Genomic DNA, 14698 nt, shown 5'->3' on the forward strand with positions numbered 1-14698 from the left:
ACTGTTTACTTATGACTATACTTTGACCTAAATTATACCGTGGGATAAAGCTAAATAGTAAAATTCAGCACGATCTAAGCTCGGCAACTATCCAATCCCGAAACGCCTTTAATTTAGGCCACGCAAAGTGGCGCTCAGGTGCGACCAAGAAATAACGATATTCACATAACCATGCAAAATCGGGATAGATTTCTAACTGGCCAAGCTCTAAAGATTGATTCACTAAACGTCTACGTAACAAAGAAAAACCCTGCCCTGCCACCGTTGCCTGCTGCACCAATGCCGCATTATCAATTTTGAGATTACTGAATGTATGACCACTTAAACCCAGCTGCTTGTTTAGCTCCAGCCACGCATGTTGATTATCTCGACCTTCGTCATAAATAAAATTGAGCTTTGATAGCTGCTCTCGCAGCGGTTTGTTTGGGTCAATTAATCCAGGACGGTAGGCAAGAACTAACTCATCTTCAGCGATGAGTTCGCTTTTCAGTCCCGGATAGTTACCAAATCCAAAGCGGATCCCAATATCGATATCGTCGTGGTTAAAATCGGCGAGTTGCTCGGTGGGATCAATACGTAGCTGGAAGTCTGGCAATGCTTTGTTGAAGCTCGCCAATCTAGGCAAAAGCCAACAAGTAGCAAATGAAGGCAAAACCGACAGGTTAATGGTGTTTGGGTTAGGATCTGATTTTAACGTCGATAGACCCATTTCCATTTGCCCAAAGGCCTTGTGTAAGTATGGCAACAAGTCTTGTCCTTGCTGAGTTAGCAATACCTTTCTTGTTTGCCGCTCGAACAACATGCAGCCGAGCTGTTGCTCAAGCGTTCTTATCTGTTGACTGACGGCGGCTTGTGTCACGAATAAGGCTTCCGCCGCCTGCTTAAAACTGCCTAGTTCGGCTGCCGTTTTAAAATACCAAAGTCCTTTGAGTGGAGGTGATTTCATTCGCCATCTTACTTAATTAAAACTTAACTATAAGTCAGAATTTCTAGTTTGTCAGTTTTATGAATGCACACAATACTTAGCAATGAAATCAGAGACGGAAGGAGTCTTTATCATGAAATACGCAATTATTCTTGCATTTCCTCTAACAGCACTCGCATCAACATCAGAGCAGGTACAAACTGAAAAAGTATTTACCGATGCGGGATACCCCTACAAAAACTTAATCATGAAGGCCGAAAAAGTGGAGCTTGTTTATTCAGAAGAGCAAAACAAAACGACCTGTCGAGTTAAGGTCTATAGCGGTGATGTACTTCATGAAGGGGAGCCTATGGAAATATCGGCTAAAACGTTTTCAACCGATCCCGTCAAAGGCTGTCTTGCCCGACAAAACGCCAAACACATTTTAAGTTTGCTTTAATATAAACTAACCCGAAATCAGAATAACAACTTGCGCTAGCAGTTGTTATTCTTTGGCTAGTTTTAGTTTCAGCTAAGCAACCTGATTGATAAGTTGCTGCCGCTTGAACCAAAAAGGTGCATCACACCAACGTTTTTCCTTATTATAAAACTGCTGCTTTAGCGCTAAATAATGATCAAACTGACGCGCTAAGTCTTGTTGATATACCTTGCTGCTATGCATAAATGCTTGAGATGTTTTGGTATTGCCGATAATGGCTGCCGCTTGGCACCCCGATGTCATGGCAAACCCTAATCCCATAGAGGAAATAGGGTCAAACGCACAAGCCGCATCCCCCACAGGTAAATAATTCTTGAGATGAGCAAAGCTACTAAAATGGCTTCCGGCAGGTCGGATCCATAAGTTTTCGTCCATCATCTTTGCGGCCTCTACCCGCCGTGACATATATTTACTGCTATCTAGGTGCACTTGCCATTGCGCCAAACGATTTAAGCGCTGTTTTGAGAGCAATTCAAAATCACTGAAATACGTTACAACTAACATATCGTTAGAAAGTGCCGCACTGTACCACCAGCCAAATTCATCGCTTTCAATTAGTTGTAGTTGCTCAAGCGCACCTTGCTTTGCTTTAAAGAAAGCACCAACCCCTGTGAGTCTGTCATATTGCTGGACAGCCGCCCCTAGAGATTTGCCAATGGGCGAGTTGCGCCCTGACGCATCAACAAGATACTCGCAGATAATTGTAAACTGACCATAGTCAGGATGACTCCCCCCCACAGAATAACGACCGTCTTGCAACTGAGTGATTGCTTTGCTTTTAGTGCGAGGGAATACCGTACCACCGCGCTGGATCGTGCTTTCGAGCAAGGTTAGATCAAATATCTCGCGATTAATTTGATAGGTTGCTCTGTCTGGTGCAAAAATCGCGTGACGATTAGCGGATTTATCACTCCCCCAAAACGCACTGTTACCTTGAGTTGGAGTAAAACAGTGCAGACCGAAATCCGCTCTGTCTATCTGCAAATAGTCCAATACCGAAAACACACTTGCAGATACACTTTCGCCAATTCTTAATTTTTGTAAATCAGACTGCTCGATTAAAATGACCGATAGGTCTGTGTGATTGAGCAAGTTTAATGCGGTGCTAGCCCCGGCAGGGCCAGCACCAATTACTAGCACATCACATTCGTGAGTACCATTCATATCCATTACCGTCTTGTTCGAGTACCGCTGCGAGGCACTTTTTTCGCAGCTCGTTTTTGCGTAATTGGCTTAGCCATTTTGTCTTCAAGCCCTTTTAATATTGCTTTGGCCTTAGAGCACCCGCAAGACAAGTGATTTTTAAGGTCATCAGGAATATAAAACACCGGAATATCTGTTCCGTCGTCTTGAATATTTCCAGTAATATCCGAAACAGGCACATCCTTATAAGCAAACAATTGGTGATTGCGTTCGGTTTCCGTAAAGTACGGGAAATTCGGTTCATCACTATTTTGATTGCGAATAAAACCAAGCGCCGACCAATGCTCAACCATTTGTACAAAGCTATTAATGCCACGTGCATAATTGACTTGCTGGCCTGCAGGCAAGTGGGTAAGTGATTGATCATCAAATTGATTTGTCAATACATCCCAAGGGCTTTGCGGCGGCCACCAGTAACTATAGTAAGTTGGGGCGGCGGGCACCATTTGCGGATCGTCTTCCGTGCCAACGTTCACTTTATTCACCGTTGGCTCGGTAAAGTTCACATTTTGAATGGTACAGTTGAAAAAGTCTGCTTGCCACGGGCATGCCATGCGCTTGGTTAAATCTCCCGGCTGACATCCACCACCTTCACACTCATCACGCTCAGCATCTAAACCACTTGGAAAGCCATTACCCATGCTTTGATCTTTGATGACATAAGGCGCAGCGTACACTGCTGGATTTTGTAAGCTCCAAGTTACTTCTATCCCTGGACACATAGGTAAGCCAACGCAATTACCCACGCTACCTTGATCTGCGTAAAATACACCAAACTCATCGACTGCGCTCTGTGGCGCTGAAGGTTTAGCACTTGAAAAGTTACCAGCAGCCCACTGGCTCAGTAAGAAGTATTGAGTCTGCGTTAACGTTAAAAACTTATCGACAATATTGTCTTCGGCATTACTCACCGAGTTACTGCCAGAGTTCATTGGCATCAGTGGTAAATTACCCTCAATACCATACTCAAAGAGTTGCTGATTGGTTTGCTCGTTTGGCGGAGTTTGCTGCACTGTGGCAGGGTCTACTGGCTGTCTAAAGTACTTAAAGTAAGCCTGACGATTGGCTTTGTTATCTTCCGAATTGTCTTTAAAATCAAAAATATTGGACACAAATGCCGACATAGATTGGACATTTGATACCCACTGATAACGGCTGATACGCTGGATAATCGGCTCAATATCTTGGTAATAATTTGCCTGATAAGAAGACTGATACTCACCATTGCTGTAAAGCTCAGGACATAAGTTTTGTTCACGCACCGCAACGTCAAACATAGTATCACTGAGGTTGGAGATATTAACGATTTCCGGTGCAAAGTCCGGAGAGCCAACAATTACCCAAGCAGAGAGTTGCAAGGTTTTACCATCGTCAAACGTAACCGTGCAATACACAGTCCCGTCCGCAATATCATCATGCCATGTGTCCGCACCACCGTAAGATTCAAGAGGCTGGTTGCCACCCGCATTCCCTTTACCGCCAAGTACCACTAAGCGGCCTTCGTTATCGGTTAAAATATCTCCGAGCGACTTTATTTCTCTGCCCTGGCACGGTTTGGGAGGGAAACTAACCGGATACCCTGCCGGTGCACTAGCGGCGTCAAATTCAGCTTTTGCATTTGCGCCAGATATCGTTCTTGGACCTGGATCAATAATTAAGCTTCGGCGATCCGTTGCATCCGCATTACGCCAAGGCGTGTTGCGATTGCTATAACTATTATCTTGACCATAGAGTAAGTTGCCTTGTAATTCATTAAACTCATACCATGCCGCCTTTTTATTAGCGACGTGTACGGTCCAATTAATTGATTTAACGTTATCGCTCGATAACGTTAGCTCATTGTTATTTTCGTCAATGATTTTAAAGGGTTGACCCTGTCTGCGGATCCGGCCTTCTGCATCTTTAAACTGACTGACAGGACTGTCTATCTTATTGCCCCATTCATCGGATTCAAATGGTAAACCGCCTATTTTGTCTGGTGCTAAATAAAACTGACCATCGCTATTACCGAGCCTTGCGACGCCGACAGAGGGGTGAAGTGAATAGTTCATATTTATATCCTTTAGATATAGTAATCACGGCACAAAACAGCACACTTGTTAACAAAATATATTCAAGTGTGCGCTAACTTTCGCTTAAATTGAGTCCCAGCTAAGTAGACTAACTGTAGCACCAGCAATAAAATGTGCATATTTCACTTCATTACAGAACATACAACACGAACAAAATAATCCACAATAATTTGATATTAAATGAAAAATATTTTTATCTTTTTAAACCATGTAAGAACCTAACACTCAAAAAATAAATCAGGTAATTAGAAAACTTATTCGTTACAAACAAAAATTAATTGAAACATTTATTTCACAAACTATAATCCTTGTCCCTCAGTTGAGTAAAAACATTATTTTTTGCTTTTAATTTTCAAGGAGTAGATATGAAAATAAAGCCTCTCACATTTGCACTAGGACTTGCATTAAGCAGCACAGTTCAAGCGTTCACTCAATTTGGTGGACAAGGGATCATGCCCATGGGACATGAATGGTTAACCCGCACCGCAGCACTTGAGGTGCTGGATGCCGAACATATTATCGAACCAGATCCCAACGACCCCAGACACGCTTGGCGCTATGGTCTGGCAAAGAACATCGCGCTACATACCGCACAAGATGAAATTACTCGACTCCAGTCCCAGTTAAACAACAATCCGCTCTATGAACCAAGATACGACAGTGTGAATTCCGCCATCGTCGGTGAGCGTTGGGTTGATATTGCTGGATTTAACGTCACCAATGCCAGTACCGATCCTGCCGGCCCAAACTGTTTTAGCGCAGTCTCGCAAGAACCGGCTGACATTCAGCTAGATCACTTTATGCGCCGTTATGACGATATTGCAGGCCAAGGTGGTGTAGATGCAGCTTATCGCGCACAAAAACGCTTTGTTCAACATTTTATTGATGCAGCCATGGCTGAGGAAAAGCGCCTCAAAGTGTGGGATGGTGGTGGCCACGCCGCCCTTGCGGAAGTAGATCATAATTACTTTTTATTTGGCCGTGCCGTTCACCTATTTCAAGACTCATTTAGTCCAGAACATACGGTAAGGCTCCCACAAGACAACTACGAAAAGGTTTGGCAAGTAAAAGCTTATCTTTGCTCAGAGGGTGCTGAGCAGCATTCGCACGACACCAAAGATGTGCTCAACTTCACCAGTGGCGATGTAATTTGGCAAGCGAATACACGCTTAGAGTCTGGTTGGCAGTCTTATCGTATTAGTAGCATGAAACCGGTTGCGATTGTCGCGCTGGAGGCCAGTAAAGATCTTTGGGCTGCGTTTATTCGCACAATGGCAATACCAAAAGCACAAAGACTTAGCGTAGCCGAGCAAGAAGCACAGCGACTAGTACAAAACTGGTTGTCGTTTGACGAGGCCGCTATGCTGGCTTGGTATGAGGACGAAAGTAAACGTGACCATACTTATGTACTGGCCCCTAATGAGTCAGGAAAAGGGAAGTCGCTCGAAGCGTGTATGGCAGAGCTAAATGTAGGCACAACTAGCCAAACAGAGCGTGTTGCACAGCTAGATGCAGAGCGAAACCAATGTCTTTTTAATATCGAAGCCGAACCTGGTTTTGAAGATCTTAACGACCCACACTTAGATATTCCCTACAATTGGCGCTGGAAATCTCTAACCTGGCAAACGCCACCAAGCGGCTGGGCATATCCGCAGTTAAGTGCAGATACAGGCACACAAATCACGATAAAGTCGCCCGTAAATAATCAGTATTTAGCAGCACAGACCCTGAACAATGAATCCCGAATTACCTTTAGCCCAACTGAGCCTATCGATTTAATTCAGGTAACCAATGCTGAGGGTCAGCACTATTTTAGAACCACTCAGGCCCCTTCACTGTTTTTAAGTTACAGCAGCACAAGCGCAGGTTATCTCAAGCTCGTAGACTCCCCTAAGCAAGCACTCTACTCGTTGATTTATCAAGGTGGTGTTTGGAATATCAAAAATCAATTTTGGCAGCAATATATTTGGTTTAACCAAGCGCAAAACCAACCTGAGTTAAATCGCCATGGCGAGCCGGACCAGTTATCCGCTAAGTGGATGATTGAAAGCATATAACTTAACACAATCCCCCAACCAGCAGGCCCTATCATTTAGGGCCTTTTCCTAAATAGACTCACTCAGCATGCCTGAAACAAAGTACGATTAACTTTTCTTGCGCAGCCAAAAGAGGCTTCCTTCAACGCTTAACCAGGCTTTTTTGCCACCACAATCTATATAACTTAAGACTTCTTCTTTTGAACCCAAGGTGTAGCCATATATCTCTTTTTGCTTAGTCTTTTCTTGACCTGTAAGCATCTTGATAAAGTGCTTATTGTACCCTTTGATTGTCGCTTTTAGCTCATTCAAAGCTTTGCTCTCGCCATCCTGTGCAAAGCGCATCAGCGCCTCTGCAGATAGCATAAAAATACTCTCTTCTTCATATTCATCAAGGCAAGCTTGTAGTTTATCCCACTGTTTTAAGATGACTAAACCGTTCACATACAGGTATCGACAGGCCTGATTATCGTTTGGATTAAGTCGCAGCAGCACGTCTAACTCATCAACCGCCGCTTGTACTCTGCCTGCCCAAAAGTAAATCCACGCTTTATGGTAACGAATAAACATATAAGGTCTGGTTTCGTGGATAAGCCAAAAATTGCCTTGATTTTCCTTTATGAAATCAGGCGTAATAAAGTCTTGTTCTTCATTATGAATAAACTGGTCAAGTAAAGGGATTGAATCAATGTGAGTCAATTTGAGTAAGTTCTCAATCAGTGAGTTTCTTATTTCTTCTTGTTCTTCATCAAAATCTTCGTCAAATTCAAACGCTCCGAGCTCGTTGTCTAACTCAGGATCCCAAATTAAAGTATCCCCTAACTCCATAATCGCGCCTGCCAAATAACGCTTTACGTCATGAGCCTCTCGCTCAAAAGGCATCATAGGCTCAGCGTATGAAAACGCTGCCTTTGCTGCATCTAAGCTAGTAAATCCGGTGAGCTGTTGTTGTAATTCACTTACCGCACCTTTCTGCTCTAGTGACAAGTTCTCAATAGATACTTTATCCAAGGCCTTAAGCAGACCAAGACAAAAGCTCGGTAACGGAGCACCTTCTACTAATGATGCTGCAAAGTCTTGCTTAGAGAGCGCACACTCTTTTGGCAACTTATAAGTTTTTCCATCCAAGCTTGAAACGCACTGCTCATGCAAATCCATTAAGGCCTCTAACTGAGCACGGTAAATAGCCGTGTAATCACCAAAGAGCTCAGGCAACCACTCGTGTATTTCAGCAATATCATTAATGGCAACTTTGCCAATCAAATAGCCTTCAACAAAATAATAATCTGGTTGATGCTGAGTATCCTTAGAAAAGGCATTAACTGCTTTGCGTAACGCACTTGGAGTCATATTGAATATTCCTTTAACAATTGGATAAGTAGGTAGGAGCCTCTTCACGCGGCGATCTCTACTTAAAAAATCGCGAAATAAATCCACCCCCACCACACTAGCCCCCGCTGGTAGGAGCCGCTTTACGCGGCGATCTTTACTTAAAACATCGCGGAATAAATCCGCTCCCACCACACTAGCCCCCGCTGGTAGGAGGCGCTTTACGCGGCGATCTCTACATAAAACATCGCGGAATAAATCCGCTCCCACCACACTAGCCCCCCGCAGGTAGGAGGCGCTTTACGCGGCGATCTCTACTTAAAAAATCGCGAAATAAATCCGCTCCCACCACACTAGCCCCCCGCAGGTAGGAGATGTATGGACTCCTCCCCCTTATCGGGAGAGTACGGTATAAAGATATTGCAAAACACTTTTACCAAATAAGGAGTCCATACATGACACAGTCTAATTTAATTGCTATCGACTTGGCAAAAAAACATTTTCCAGGTGGCACAGCTGAAAGGCAATAAACTCAAGTTTAATAAGCCAATGAAACGCGAACCTATGCTTGAGTTGCTAGCAAAAACCGAGGGTTCAAAGGTCGTGATGGAAGCTTGTGGTAGCGCCCAGCATATTGCTCGCAAAGCACTGTCACTGGGGCACGACGTCATGTTGCTTCCCCCTAAGTTCGTAAAAGCGTATAGGCAAGGCCAAAAAACCGATGCAAACGATGTCCTCGCCATTGCCAGTGCAAGCCAAGCATACAACGTGAAGCCCTGTAAAATCATGACGGTTGAAGAGCAAACGTTACAATCATTGAGTCAAGCGAGAGCCTTAATAGATAAACAAAATAAAACACAATGCGACGCTAAAGCACAGCTACATAAACAAGTTGAAGCGATAACCAAGCAAAATGACAGTTGCCAGCGTTTAATGGCATTAGAAGGCGTTGGCCCAATTACCGCGATAGAGCTGCTATCCTTTTTAGGCAATACTTCACAATTTAGTGATGCCAGAGTGTAACTCCACCCAATTTAGTACAGCTATTTCGTAGAATTTTATGCAGCCTCAAGGTAACCAACCGGTGTCATATCACCTAGTGAATCATGAGGTCGCTCATAATTATAAATATCTAACCACTCATCAGTGATTTCACGTACTTCTTGCAGTGACTCAAACAAGTATAAATCTAGCACTTCTTCACGGTAACTCCGATTAAACCTTTCCACAAAACCATTTTGGTAAGGACTGCCTGGCTCTATAAATTCCAACTTGATGTCATTTTTCATTGCCCAATCTTCGAGTGCCGTTGAAGTAAATTCTGGACCATTATCCACTCTAATCTGCTTTGGTTTTCCTCGCCAAGCAATAATTTGTTGTAGCGTTCTAATAACTCGTTCAGAAGTTAAGCTTGTATCGACCTCAATCGCCAGTGCTTGTCGGTTGAAATCATCCAGCACATTCAGTGTTCTAAAACGATGTCCATAGCTTAATGCGTCACTCATAAAGTCCATTGACCACGATTCATTATATTGTGTCGGTGCACTTAATGGTTCAGGTGTTCTTGTTGGAACACGGCGCTTCCCCTTACGTCTCAAGTTTAGTTTTAGCATGTTGTAAACGCGTTCAACACGCTTTTTATTCCACGGCTTACCTTTATTGCGAAGCCTTTTGAATAGCTTAGGCAGCCCCCACCTAGGATGGCGCTCTACCAGCGCAAGTAATGCGTCGATAACTTCATCATCTGACGGCCGTTTATGTTTGTAATAAAAAACTGAGCGGCTTAGCCCTGCCACTTCACAAGCAAATGCGACGCTGACGTTAAATTGAGCTCTTAAATGCTCTACCCAAGCTCTGCGCCTACTTGTTTTTACAGCTTTTTTGCGATGATATCCTCAAGCATCGAGTGCTTTAGGCTAAGCGTTGCAAACATATCTTTTAGCTTACGGTTTTCTTCTTCAAGCTCTTTAAGTCGCTTAACGTCTGAAGCTTCCATCCCGCCATATTTTGAGCGCCATTTATAAAACGTACTTTGGCCGATACCATGTTTGCGGCAGATTTCTGGAACAGGAATACCCGCCTCAGCTTCTTTGATCATGCTGACAATTTGGGTTTCGGTGAACTTGCTTTTTCTCATCATAAATTTTCCTATTTTAGTTAATGGAAAATTCTACTTATAAACTGTTTCATTTTTTGGGGGAGTTACATTACAGCGCCAACCTGCCTAGACAAATCAGCTGAACGCGTGGAATACATATACGCCATAAACATACTATGTTCTTCTTCGCGCGGTGTAATTGTGGGAGCACCGAAGATAAGGTCAACAATCCTTTGAATTTCACTATCAACACAATAGTCACTATGTTCGCTACTTGTCAGATTTATAAAAAAGTCTGAAAGTTGATATGCCTTTGCCGTGTTATTTTTATATTTGGACGTACGACTTTCTATACGAAAATCGAAGTCCTCATATACTTCTCTTGCTGCTTGGAAACTCCTACTCTCATTAACACTTGGTCCAATTTGGTATCTAATCCTATCAGACACAGAGGAAGTTAAACCTATTGCATAAAAAGACTTGTCATAAATATTACGAAACGTTTCAATTTCAGAGGGGTGTTTAAAACCTTCAATAATGTAACAATTTAGATCGCTACCACTTCTTAATTCGTTGATTTTATTGACCGCAAGTCTTGCATATATATCTTCATAATCAACACCTTGAATAGCTGCATCATCCACTAACTTTCGCAAGCGAGGCATTGAAGACACCAAAGAGTCAATTTCTTTCCTGCAAATACTCTTCTCGTGACTCAAGGATTCAGTCAAACTTTGAATATTAATAACTTCAACCCTACACCCAAAATCAACCAAAGCAGTGCTTAGTGTCTTAATTGCCCCATCCACATTAACACCAATGGGTGACACTAGGCCGAAAAATAGTTCAAAATCTCTACTCATAATAGTCAGTTTCCTTTCTAGATATTTGTTATAAACTCGTTCTCAACCGCGCAAACGTCACAAACTCATCGTTGGCTTCCATTACTGCATACTCTGGGTTTCTTGCCACAAGTAAGTAGGTTACTTCACCTTGCGCATCAATCTGTTTTCTTACATCTCGTAGTAAAAATTGTTCGTCGCCAGCTGCGTCAAAGCGCTCGATGGCGATAGTGGTATTTGTAATTGATCCTGCATTGCTAGAAGTGATCCGCTCGAGTAATAACAAGTCCCCATCGAAGATAGGGTGTTTCCCACCGTTCATAGAATTACCACTAGCATGAGCTAAGAAGTGTTTTTCAGGGTCGACTTTCCCACACCCCGGAGGTGCAGGCACGAAGGACATTTCGCTGCTGTCACCTGTTTTAAAGTGACCACAAGCAATTTTCAAATTAGGAAAATATGGCAGCTGTACCACGTTTTCCGCAACATCTGTACTTTGTAGCTGGCTTGGTATCGCATCATCTGTCACCGCCTGTGTACTTTCGGGTTCGGCTAGCCTGTCACGTTTGGTGTGAAGATATCTAGCAAGGCGATAGCGGCTTAACTCCAATATACAATCGGTCAGTTGTTCAATATCTTGCGTTTCAACTTTAAGGTTTAGTTTGAACTGTGCTTCTTCAATGGATTGACTTGGTGCTTGTTCAATTGAAAACCAGTGGTGTGTTTTGCGCTTATGTGCAGGCTTTTTTGCTTCTGTGAAAGCATTAATCGGATTATCAAACCAATAGTTGAACCAAGCTTTACCGCCTTTGCTTTTGCTTCTGTCCTTTTCTGATATGTCTAGCTTTCTTAACTGAGGATAGTGCAATAGCACATCATAACTCTTATCTGCCAGCGCTCTTAATGTGGGAGGATAAGCTATACCATCGAGCTGAACAAAGGCTTCAAGCAAAATGGCTTTAAAGCATTTTGTCATGCTGGTCACTTCGACAGCCTCTTTTAAAAACACCTTGTAGGGCGCAAGCCACTTAGCTGAAATACTACTAACGCTCTTTGCTTTTACAACGAGCTCAAACCAACTTCCATAGGGTTTTATCTTCTTAAACTCACCATACTCATGGAAAAACTCACAAGCATCAGGCGCATGACCTAACTGATCTGCTAGATTTTGATAATCATCAAGAGCCGTGGTTCGCTGTTCTTTAGCGAGTAGCTGCCAAAAGTCAGTAATTTCTAGGTCGTAATTTACAAAACACCCTTCAGGTAGCTGAACTACTTGGTTGTCTTTACTGAACTTAGCAACTAAGTCTCTAGGCGAATGTGTACCAAAAAGTGCATAAGGCTTGTTCAAAAAACTGTGGTGGTTACCAATAAAATCTAATACCACCAAATGCGTTTTCTGTTGATGGATTCTCAGTCCACGACCTAATTGCTGTAAGAATAAAACCTTTGATTCACTGGGCCTCAGCATCATCACAGTGTCGATACTGGGTAAGTCAGTGCCCTCATTAAACAGGTCAACACTAAAAATAATTTGTAGTTTTCCAGACGCTAAATGCGCGAGTGCTTCACTGCGTTTTATGCTTGACTTTCCATGTACTGAAGCCGCTTTAATTCCCGCTTTATTAAAGTAGTTTGCCATGTAGTCGGCGTGTGTGGTCGAAATACAAAAAGCCAGCGTGCGTGTTTGCGCTAACTGTTTCCAGTGCTGTAAAGCATGTTTTGCTCTGTGCTCTGTCGCAAATTGGTTGTTTAGACTGGTTGGATCAAACTTGCCGTTACGCCAAGGAATTGCGGTATAGTCAACGCTTTCATCCCAAATACCATAATAGTGAAACGGCGCGAGCGTTTTGGCGTCAATCCCCTGCACCATATTCCGCTCATAAACGAGGTTGTTGTCACACAGGCTTAAAATATCGGCTTGGTCCGTTCGCTCTGGTGTAGCTGTTAAACCAAGTAAGAATTGCGGCTCAAAGTAAGACAGCAAATTTCGGTATAATTTACTGCTCGCATGATGAAATTCATCAACAATAATGTAGTCAAAATAATCGACAGTGAACTGCCTCAAACTCTCTGTTTTACCAATGCTCTGTACAGAGGCAAACAAAAAGTCGGCATCACTTTGTTTTTGCTTACCGGTATAAAACCCTGCAGTACAATCAATTAATCGCGTAAACGTCTTGGCCGCTTGCTTGAGGATTTCTTCTCTATGTGCCACAAATAGGACTTTTTTAGCACCTACTTGTTGAACATCAAAAGCAGCAAGCCAAGTTTTGCCCATTCCTGTCGCTAATACCACTAAGCCTCTTTTATAGCTTTGTGCTCTTGAGTTATTCAGTTTTTCTAAGGCTTCTTGCTGCTCAGGTCTAGGGCCAATCGGCTCAATATCTATGTCGTCATCGACCTTGCTAACAGTTTTGAACTGTGGCTTCTTACGACGTTTTTGATAGTGCTGTATCCACGGGTAGCTTAAACATGTTGTTTGAGGGTGAGTAAATAAACTGGCAAACGCAGCCTTAAACTGCAAAAACGTTGCCTTGTTATTACCACTCTGACTAGCTATAAAATCATGCCGAAAAGACCATTCTAACCCTTGAGTTAGCGCCACTGCACTTATATTGTTTGAACCAATAAACGCACTCCCCTCATAAATTTGACCATCTTCACCTTTGGTTTTGGTAAAAATGTATGACTTCATATGGAAACTCTCATTTCCGCGAGTTTCATATACTCGTAGATCAGCCCCTAAAGTCTGTAGTGTCATCAATTCTTTAAGTGCGAACGGGCAAGTAAAATCTAGGTAGTCCGACGTAAGTAACTTTAAGGTGGTGCCGTTTGTTAAGGCGTCATACAAAGCATCAAAAAGTAAATCAAGACCAGAGCGCTGAATAAATGAAACGGTTATTTCAATCTCGTCAGCTTGCTCTATGGCATGGAGCAGTGCAGGCAATAAAGGGTCATCGCCCCCAATATAAAGTTGCTTATCCGTGCACAGCGCAAGTTTTCCTCCTTGGTTATTGCTGCTCACCTGATTAATCCTTCCGAAGCAGAGCGTTTAACCAAAGCTCGTTATCGCGGTTGGGTCTTCTATCTTCCGTCACCCATAGCTTGATGATGTTGAGATTTGGGCATGCGGTGATAACTTTTGATAATCCGTCTTCATTAAGATCTGTAAATCTGCGACCATTGTGCTCTCGTTCACCAGCACCATATTTGAACGAAACATACAACACGCCATGATGTTTAAGCGCGTCTTGTAACTTCACAAAAACATTGGACAGGTCTTTCTCTGCAACATGTAAAAGACTGGCACAAGCCCAAATACCATCAAAAGCAGCAATATCTTGTATCTCTTCAAAGAATTGGTGTCTCACTGGTTGGCCTAGTTGTGTAGCGGCAATCTTCACTAGTTTTTCGCACGCATCCATTGCGCTGACTTCATAGCCAAGTTGTTTGAACGCGACAGCGTCGCGGCCACTACCACAACCGGCGTCTAAAATGTGAATATGACGTTTATCACGCTTTGGGAATTCTGGAAGAAACTCCTGATAAAGCGGTTGCATGTCCACATTAAGTGTTGAGTTTGCAAATTCATCTGCATGTTGGTCGTAATAAGCGAGCGTGATTTCGGACATCTTTTACCTAAAGTAACTTCATTTTGTGGCGCAGTGTAAATGACGATAAGTATGATTTCCATGTCATCACTAAAACTCTG

At 43.0% G+C, this 14698-nt stretch carries 11 protein-coding genes; 3 read left to right on the forward strand and 8 right to left on the reverse strand.

Going from position 1 to position 14698, the window contains the following annotated elements; translation table 11 throughout:
* Positions 1–64 precede the first annotated feature (64 nt).
* On the reverse strand, positions 65–946 hold the full coding sequence (locus JJQ94_RS02150) for a LysR substrate-binding domain-containing protein (RefSeq protein ID WP_099030691.1): 882 nt from the start codon (positions 944–946) through the stop codon (positions 65–67).
* 112 nt (positions 947–1058) lie between these two features.
* Here JJQ94_RS02150 and JJQ94_RS02155 point away from each other — a divergent pair, with 112 nt between their 5' ends.
* A complete protein-coding gene (locus JJQ94_RS02155) occupies positions 1059–1364 on the forward strand; it encodes a hypothetical protein (protein ID WP_099030692.1) in 306 nt (101 codons plus the stop codon).
* Between the two features lie 72 nt (positions 1365–1436).
* Here the strand turns inward: JJQ94_RS02155 and lodB are convergent, their stop codons facing one another.
* The gene (gene lodB, locus JJQ94_RS02160) at positions 1437–2567 is read right to left on the reverse strand and encodes a lysine-epsilon-oxidase maturase LodB (RefSeq protein WP_236596478.1); all 1131 of its coding nucleotides are present in this window, start codon (positions 2565–2567) and stop codon (positions 1437–1439) included.
* 5 nt (positions 2568–2572) lie between these two features.
* A complete protein-coding gene (lodA, locus tag JJQ94_RS02165) occupies positions 2573–4657 on the reverse strand; it encodes a CTQ-dependent lysine 6-oxidase LodA (RefSeq protein ID WP_099030694.1) in 2085 nt (694 codons plus the stop codon).
* Between the two features lie 386 nt (positions 4658–5043).
* On the opposite strand from lodA, the gene JJQ94_RS02170 reads away from it, so the two are divergent.
* Positions 5044–6735: a hemolysin D gene (locus JJQ94_RS02170; RefSeq protein ID WP_099030695.1), complete on the forward strand. Its 1692-nt coding sequence runs from the start codon at positions 5044–5046 to the stop codon at positions 6733–6735.
* Between the two features lie 87 nt (positions 6736–6822).
* Here JJQ94_RS02170 and JJQ94_RS02175 read toward each other — a convergent pair whose 3' ends face one another.
* Positions 6823–8064: a UPF0149 family protein gene (locus JJQ94_RS02175; protein ID WP_099030696.1), complete on the reverse strand. Its 1242-nt coding sequence runs from the start codon at positions 8062–8064 to the stop codon at positions 6823–6825.
* A 486-nt stretch (positions 8065–8550) separates the two neighbouring features.
* Between JJQ94_RS02175 and JJQ94_RS02180 the strand changes: the two genes are divergently transcribed.
* Positions 8551–9066 (forward strand): IS110 family transposase, encoded by a 516-nt coding sequence (locus JJQ94_RS02180; RefSeq protein ID WP_201435423.1) that lies wholly within the window; start codon positions 8551–8553, stop codon positions 9064–9066.
* Between the two features lie 35 nt (positions 9067–9101).
* On the opposite strand, the gene JJQ94_RS02185 is transcribed toward JJQ94_RS02180, so the two are convergent.
* From JJQ94_RS02185 to JJQ94_RS02200, 4 genes are all read right to left on the reverse strand, one after another.
* Positions 9102–10180 (reverse strand): IS3 family transposase gene (locus JJQ94_RS02185; RefSeq protein WP_201435418.1). Its coding sequence is split into 2 segments (ribosomal slippage): positions 9102–9928 and positions 9928–10180, totalling 1080 coding nucleotides; the frame shifts between segments, so codons are not numbered across the junction.
* Between the two features lie 65 nt (positions 10181–10245).
* A complete protein-coding gene (locus JJQ94_RS02190; protein WP_099032047.1) occupies positions 10246–11004 on the reverse strand; it encodes a hypothetical protein in 759 nt (252 codons plus the stop codon).
* Positions 11005–11032: 28 nt separating this feature from the next.
* Complete coding sequence (locus JJQ94_RS02195) at positions 11033–14011, reverse strand: DEAD/DEAH box helicase family protein (protein WP_099032046.1); 2979 nt, start codon at positions 14009–14011, stop codon at positions 11033–11035.
* A gap of 4 nt (positions 14012–14015) precedes the next feature.
* Positions 14016–14618: a class I SAM-dependent methyltransferase gene (locus JJQ94_RS02200; protein WP_099032045.1), complete on the reverse strand. Its 603-nt coding sequence runs from the start codon at positions 14616–14618 to the stop codon at positions 14016–14018.
* Positions 14619–14698: the final 80 nt, after the last annotated feature.

It is taken from the genome of Pseudoalteromonas sp. GCY (genome assembly GCF_016695175.1).
In the GTDB taxonomy this organism is placed as follows: Bacteria; Pseudomonadota; Gammaproteobacteria; order Enterobacterales; family Alteromonadaceae; genus Pseudoalteromonas.

Excerpts from the sequence above, each read along its gene's own strand:
- JJQ94_RS02150 (WP_099030691.1), bottom strand. The coding sequence starts at position 946 with ATGAAATCACCTCCACTCAAAGGACTTTGGTATTTTAAAACGGCAGCC.
- JJQ94_RS02155 (WP_099030692.1), top strand. The coding sequence starts at position 1,059 with ATGAAATACGCAATTATTCTTGCATTTCCTCTAACAGCACTCGCATCA.
- lodB (WP_236596478.1), bottom strand. The coding sequence starts at position 2,567 with ATGAATGGTACTCACGAATGTGATGTGCTAGTAATTGGTGCTGGCCCT.
- lodA (WP_099030694.1), bottom strand. The coding sequence starts at position 4,657 with ATGAACTATTCACTTCACCCCTCTGTCGGCGTCGCAAGGCTCGGTAAT.
- JJQ94_RS02170 (WP_099030695.1), top strand. The coding sequence starts at position 5,044 with ATGAAAATAAAGCCTCTCACATTTGCACTAGGACTTGCATTAAGCAGC.
- JJQ94_RS02175 (WP_099030696.1), bottom strand. The coding sequence starts at position 8,064 with ATGACTCCAAGTGCGTTACGCAAAGCAGTTAATGCCTTTTCTAAGGAT.
- JJQ94_RS02190 (WP_099032047.1), bottom strand. The coding sequence starts at position 11,004 with ATGAGTAGAGATTTTGAACTATTTTTCGGCCTAGTGTCACCCATTGGT.
- JJQ94_RS02200 (WP_099032045.1), bottom strand. The coding sequence starts at position 14,618 with ATGTCCGAAATCACGCTCGCTTATTACGACCAACATGCAGATGAATTT.